Source organism: Streptomyces sp. NRRL B-24572 (assembly GCF_002156145.1).
Lineage (GTDB): Bacteria > Actinomycetota > Actinomycetes > Streptomycetales > Streptomycetaceae > Streptomyces > Streptomyces vietnamensis.
Genome location: NZ_MWIG01000282.1, coordinates 25,425 through 31,468 on the forward strand (window position 1 = coordinate 25,425; position 6,044 = coordinate 31,468).

Genomic DNA, 6,044 nt, shown 5'->3' on the forward strand with positions numbered 1-6,044 from the left:
CATGGCCCCGCAGATGATCTTCGTGAATCTGCCCGTGAAGGATGTCGACGCCAGCAAGGCCTTCTTCGAGAAGCTCGGCTACTCCTCGAACCCGCAGTTCAGCGACGAGACCACCGCCTGTGTCGTCATCAGCGACACGATCTTCGCGATGCTCCTCGAAGAGCCCAAGTTCAAGTCCTTCATGGCCCCCGGCAAGGAGGTCTCCGACGCGACCAAGACCACGGAGGTCCTGGTGACGCTGAGCGCCGAGAGCCGGGAGGAGTGCGACCGGCTCGCCGACGCCGCCCTCGCCGCCGGCGGCGGTCCGGCGAAGGAGCCGCTGGAGATGGGCTTCATGTACGGCCGCTCCTTCACCGACCTGGACGGCCACCACTGGGAGGTCTTCTGGATGGACCCGGCGGCCGTCGAGGGCGGTCAGGGCTGAGCCCCGTCCTGCGGGATCAGGCCGAGACTCCGCCGTCGATCACGAGGTCCGTACCGACGGCGGAGCCCGCGTCGTCCGACGCGAGGTACAGCACCGCCGCCGCCACCTCCGCCGCCGACGAGATGCGGCCGAGGGGCGACTGCTCCTTCATCCGGACCTCCCGCTCGGCCTCCGTCTCGCCGGGCCGCAGCGACATCGTGGACTCCGCCGCGCCGGGGCTGACCGCGTTGATCCGGATCCCGTCGCCGATGTGGTCCAGGGCCGCCGCCCGGGTCATCGCCGAGACCGCCGCCTTGGAGACCTGGTAGCCGAAGACCCCGGGGATCCGGACGTGCGGGCCCAGGTTGGACGCGATGTTCACGATGGCCCCGCCGCCGTTCGCCCGCATGTGCGCGACCTCTGCCTGGAGCGCGTGCAGGACGCCCGTGACGTTGATGTCGAGCAGCGTCCGCCAGTCGTCGAGGGGGAGGTCGGCGGCGCTGTGGCCGCCGCCCCGGAAGACCCCCGCGTTGTTCACGGCGACGTCCAGGCCGCCGAACAGCTCGACCGTGCGCCGGACCAGCTCCCGGGTGGACCCGGCGCTCGCCACGTCGGCGGTCACCGCGGCGGCCGTGCCCCCGGCGGCCTCGATCAGGGCGACCGTCCCGTCGAGGGACTCCGCCGTACGGCCGGCGACGACGACCTTCGCGCCCTCGGCGGCGAAGGCGAGCGCGACGGCCCGGCCGAGACCGGAACCGGCGCCGGTGACGAGGACGGTGCGGTCGGTGAAACGTGCGGACATGGGAGCTCCTTATCGGGTGCGGGAGAGGACGGTGGACAGGACGGCCGCGACCGCCGGTGACACCGCGTCCCCGCCGAGGGGGAGCGGCACGGCGAGCGAGGCGAGCGTGAAGACGAGCGTCATCTGCACGGCCCCGAGGAGGAGGAAGCCGTGCCGGGAGTCCACGGCCCGGGGTCGTCGTGACCGTGCCGTCGTCTTCGTGCCATCCCTGCCCCCTGAACTTGACCGTACGTTCCAGAATGAGACCCGAAGAAAGGGCGCCCCCGTGGGCGCCCATTCCTCAGTCCAGCAGCCCCAGCGCCTGCTCCGCCGCGTCCGTCACCCGGCCCGGGTCGCTCGACACCTTGCCGACCACCCGGATCCCCTGGAGCAGGACGAGGAGCATCCGGGCGAGCGCCCGCGGGTCCCGGTCGGCCGGGAGCTCGCCCCCGGCGCGGGCCCGGGCGAGCGCCCCGTGCAGGAGCGTCTCGACCTGCTCCCAGCTCAGCTCGACCCGGCGGGCGACCACCGTGTCGTGCGGGCCGAGCTCCGCCGCCGAGTTGGTGACGAAGCAGCCGTTCAGGCGCTCCCCGTCCGCCGCCGCCTCGGTGGCGAAGCGGCGGACGAGCGCCCGCACGGCCGGCAGCGCCGGGCCCGGCGCGGACAGCTCCTCGACGATCCGCGGGTCGCGGGTCTCCAGGTAGCGGTCCATCGCCTTCAGGTACAGCTCGTGCTTGTTGCCGAAGGTCGCGTAGATGCTGGCGCGGCCGATGCCGAGGTGCTCCACGAGGTCCGACATCGTCGTCGCCTCGTAGCCGCGCGCCCAGAACAGTTCGAGCGCTGCCTGGAGCGCGGCCTCCGGATCGAACTCCTTGGTCCTGGCCACGAGATGACCGTACGGCTGTCTGGAACGATCGGTCAAGTTACTTCGTGCGTACCGGATAGACCGCCACCGCGACCTCGTCGTCGTCCAGGCACCGGCCCGTCTCCAGGTCGAAGCGCTGCTTCAGGAGCGGCGAGGCCACGAACGGCCGCCCGCCCGCCGAGCCGACGAGCCCCCGGGACAGCACCTGCGCCCCCGTGAACGGATCGCGGTTGTCGATCGCGTACGTCCGGCCCGAGCGGTCCCGGAAGAGCGCCGCCTGCCGGCCGTCCGGAAGGAGCGCCGCCACGCCGCGGCCGGGGGTCAGCCGGGTCTCCTCGCAGACGGCCATCCAGGAGTCGGGGGAGAGGGCGAGTTCGAGAGTCGCCGCCGGTTCGAGAGTCGTCGTCATCGGGAGGTGGCCCCTTCCAGGTTTCCGATCGTGAGAATCGTGAGGTCCGGCTTGATCTGGTCGCGCTCCGGCACGAACCGGACCGACGGGTCCGGCGCCCCGGGCGCGTTCACGAAGGACACGAAGCGCCGCAGCCGCTCCGGGTCGTCCAGGGTCTCGGCCCACTCGTCGCGGTAGCCGGCGACGTGCGCGGCCATCAGCGCCTCCAGCTCGTCGCAGAGCCCGAGCGAGTCGTGCACCACCACGTCCTTGAGGTGGTCGAGCCCGCCCTCCAGACGCTCCAGCCAGGTCGACGTCCGCTCAAGACGGTCCGCCGTCCGGATGTAGAACATCAGGAACCGGTCGATGAGCCGTACCAGTTCGGCGTCCGAGAGGTCCTGGGCGAGGAGGTCCGCGTGGCGCGGGGTCGCGCCGCCGTTCCCGCCGACGTACAGGTTCCAGCCGTTCGCCGTCGCGATGATCCCGAAGTCCTTCGACTGCGCCTCGGCGCACTCGCGGGCGCAGCCCGAGACCGCCGACTTCAGCTTGTGCGGGGCGCGCAGGCCCCGGTAGCGCAGCTCAAGACGGATCGCCATCTTCACCGAGTCCTGGACGCCGTAGCGGCACCAGGTCTGCCCGACGCAGGACTTCACCGTGCGCAGCGCCTTGCCGTACGCGTGCCCCGACTCGAAGCCCGCGTCGACCAACCTGGTCCAGATCGAGGGAAGTTGGTCCACCCGGGCGCCGAAGAGGTCGATCCGCTGACCGCCGGTGATCTTCGTGTAGAGCCCGAAGTCTCGGGCCACCTCGCCGATCACGATCAGCTTGTCCGGGGTGATCTCGCCGCCGGGGATGCGCGGCACCACCGAATAGGAGCCGTTGCGCTGCATGTTGGCGAGGAAGTGGTCGTTGGTGTCCTGGAGGGAGGCCTGCTCACCGTCCAGGATGTAGCCGTTGTTGAGGCTCGCGAGGATGGATCCGACGGTCGGCTTGCAGACCTCGCAGCCCTCACCGCCCCGCGCCTCCTCGCGCCCGTGCGAGTCGAGCAGCGCCGCGAAGGAGGTCAGGCGCAGGGTGCGGGCGATCTCGTACAGCTCGCTCCGGGTGTACGAGAAGCAGCCGCACAGCCCCTTGTCCGTGGCGGCCGGCAGCAGCTTCTCGATCACCTTCACGCAACTGCCGCAGCCCGTACCGGCCTTGGTACACCGCTTCACCTCGGGCAGGCTCGTGCACTGGCCGATCGCGTGCTTCGTCACGTTGTGGCAGGAGCAGATGACGGCGTCGTCCGGCAGCGCGGACGGGCCGAGCGAGACCGGGGCGCCCGCGCCCGCCGGGAGCACCAGCTGCTCGGGGGAGACCGGCGGGACCGTGCCGGTGAGCGGGCGGAGCAGGCCGTACTGCTCGGCGTCACCGACCAGGACGCCGCCGAGCAGCACCCCGTCACCGGAGATCACCAGCTTCTTGTAGACGCCCGAGCGGGAGTCGGAGTACACGACGTCGAGGCAGCCCTCGGCCGTGCCGTGCGCGTCGCCGAAGGAGGCCACGTCCACACCGAGCAGCTTCAGCTTCGTCGACATGTCGGCGCCGGTGAAACCGTCGACCGTTTCGTCGGCGATCGTCGCCGCCGCCGTCTGCGCCATCTCGTAGCCCGGCGCCACCAGGCCGTACACCCGGCCGTCCGAGGCCAGCGCGCACTCGCCGATCGCGAAGACCGTGGGGTCGGAGGTCCGGCAGAACTCGTCCACGGCGATGCCGCCGCGTTCGCCGACGGTGAGGCCGCAGTCGCGGGCCAGCTGGTCCCGGGGGCGCACACCCGCCGAGAACACGACCATGTCCGCGGCCAGTTCGGAACCGTCCGACAGCTTCATGCCCGTCACGGCGCCGTCGTCCCCGGTCACGACCTCCTGCGTGCCCGTGCCCGTGTGGACGGTCAGACCCATCCCCTCGATCGTCCGCAGCAGGGCCGCACCGCCGCCCTCGTCGACCTGCACCGGCATCAGGCGCGGCGCGAACTCCACGACGTGCGTGTCGAGCCCGAGGCCCTTGAGCGCGCCCGCCGCCTCCAGGCCGAGCAGACCGCCGCCGACGACCGCGCCGGTCGTCGCCGTCCTCGCGTACTCCTCGATCGCGAGGAGGTCCTCGATCGTGCGGTAGACGAAACAGCCCTCGGCGTCCTTGCCGGGGACGGGCGGCACGAAGGGGTACGAGCCGGTGGCGAGGACGAGGGTGTCGTACGCGAAGACCCGGCCGGAGCGGGCGGTGACCGTCCGGGCCTCCCGGTCGACGGCCTCGGCCGGGTCGTTCACGTACAGCTCGATGCCGTGCTTTTCGAGGAACCCGTCCTCGACCATCGACAGGTCGTCCGGGGTCTTCCCGGAGAAGTACGAGGTCAGCTGGACGCGGTCGTAGGCCGGGCGCGGCTCCTCGCAGAGCACCACGATCCTGGCCCGCTCGGTGACGCCACGGTCGGCGAGCGCCTCGAGGAACCGCTGGCCGACCATTCCGTGGCCGACCAGGACGATGGTGGGGGTGGTCATGAGGAGCCTCCGTCGTGGGTGAGCAGGTGGAGCAGGGGGGCCTCGTCGGGCAGGGCCTCGTCGCCCTCCCAGGCCCTTGCGAGCGCGCCGACCGCGGCGAGGTCGCCGAGGAGGACGCCCCCGACGAGCCGGTCCCCGCGGACGACGACCTTCCGGTAGGCGGCGCGCGTGGCGTCGGCGAGCTGGACGACGTCGTCGCCCGGCCGGGCGGTGACCTCACCGAAGGCGGCGAGATCGAGGGGCCGCGCCCCGCCGAGCGTGAGCCGGGTGAGGGCGCGGGTGCCGGTGTACCTAGCCGACGCTTCCGCCGCCCCCGTTGTGGGCAATCGTTCCGCCGGGGCGGAACGGGTGGGCACGGCGGACGGCGCCCTTGCCGGCGCCAGAGGCTCCCGGGCCTCGGCCCGCACCGGATGCGCGGCGTCCTCGTGGTGCGGGTCGGTGCAGGGGGCGGGGGCGCCGCCGAGGGCGCCGTCCCGTGTGCGCGCGGGCGCGGGGGCGCCGCCGAGGGCGCCGTCCCGTGTGCCCGGGCGGGGGTCGGCGGAGGCGTCGGCCCGGGGTGGCGTGGACGTCTCCGCCAGCAGTACCGCCGCCAGGACGTCCGCCTGTTCCAGCGCCGGGCCCGCCAGGCCGTACACGCGCCCCCCGTGCTCCGCGCAGTCGCCGATCGCGTGGATGCGCGGGTCCGAGGTGCGGAGCTCGTCGTCGACCACGATGCCCGTCGCGACGGACAGGCCCGCCTCCCTCGCCAGGGCCACCCGGGGGCGGACCCCGCACGCCAGGACCACGACCTGGGCGTCGAGGACGTAACCGTCGGCGAGTTCGACCGCCGTGACCGCCCCGTCCCGCTGCCGCAGCCCGCTCACCCGGCACTCGGTGTGCACCTCGACGCCGAGGGACTCGACGTGCGAGCGCAGCAGGGCGGAGGCCTGGGCGTCGAGTTGGCGTTCCATGAGGCGTTCGCCCTGCTGCGCCAGGACCACCTCCGCGCCGAGCGCCGCGAGGGCCCGCGCGGCCGAGACGCCGAGGAGCCCGCCGCCGATGACGACGGCCCGCACCCCGGGGCGTACGAG

At 72.7% G+C, this 6,044-nt stretch carries 7 protein-coding genes; 1 reads left to right on the forward strand and 6 read right to left on the reverse strand.

Annotated elements, in window-relative coordinates:
• Nucleotide 1: 1 nt before the first annotated feature.
• A complete protein-coding gene (locus tag CCN56_RS17690) occupies nucleotides 2-424 on the forward strand; it encodes a VOC family protein (RefSeq protein WP_086827984.1) in 423 nt (140 codons plus the stop codon).
• Between the two features lie 16 nt (nucleotides 425-440).
• Here CCN56_RS17690 and CCN56_RS17695 read toward each other — a convergent pair whose 3' ends face one another.
• From CCN56_RS17695 to CCN56_RS43250, 6 genes are all read right to left on the reverse strand, one after another.
• Nucleotides 441-1,205: an SDR family NAD(P)-dependent oxidoreductase gene (locus tag CCN56_RS17695; RefSeq protein ID WP_086827985.1), complete on the reverse strand. Its 765-nt coding sequence runs from the start codon at nucleotides 1,203-1,205 to the stop codon at nucleotides 441-443.
• A gap of 9 nt (nucleotides 1,206-1,214) precedes the next feature.
• Nucleotides 1,215-1,370: a hypothetical protein gene (locus tag CCN56_RS43245; protein ID WP_179199879.1), complete on the reverse strand. Its 156-nt coding sequence runs from the start codon at nucleotides 1,368-1,370 to the stop codon at nucleotides 1,215-1,217.
• A 115-nt stretch (nucleotides 1,371-1,485) separates the two neighbouring features.
• A complete protein-coding gene (locus tag CCN56_RS17700) occupies nucleotides 1,486-2,070 on the reverse strand; it encodes a TetR/AcrR family transcriptional regulator (RefSeq protein ID WP_064674725.1) in 585 nt (194 codons plus the stop codon).
• Between the two features lie 37 nt (nucleotides 2,071-2,107).
• Nucleotides 2,108-2,458 carry a nitrite reductase small subunit NirD gene (gene nirD, locus CCN56_RS17705; RefSeq protein WP_086827987.1) on the reverse strand — a complete coding sequence of 117 codons (351 nt, stop codon included), beginning with the start codon at nucleotides 2,456-2,458 and terminating at the stop codon, nucleotides 2,108-2,110.
• The gene (nirB, locus tag CCN56_RS17710) at nucleotides 2,455-4,974 is read right to left on the reverse strand and encodes a nitrite reductase large subunit NirB (RefSeq protein WP_086827989.1); all 2,520 of its coding nucleotides are present in this window, start codon (nucleotides 4,972-4,974) and stop codon (nucleotides 2,455-2,457) included. The genes nirD and nirB overlap by 4 nt, the downstream gene beginning before the upstream one ends.
• Nucleotides 4,971-6,044, reverse strand: a 1,074-nt coding sequence (locus tag CCN56_RS43250; protein WP_179199881.1) for an NAD(P)/FAD-dependent oxidoreductase, incomplete at its 5' end; no start/stop codon positions are given. The genes CCN56_RS43250 and nirB, both read right to left, overlap by 4 nt.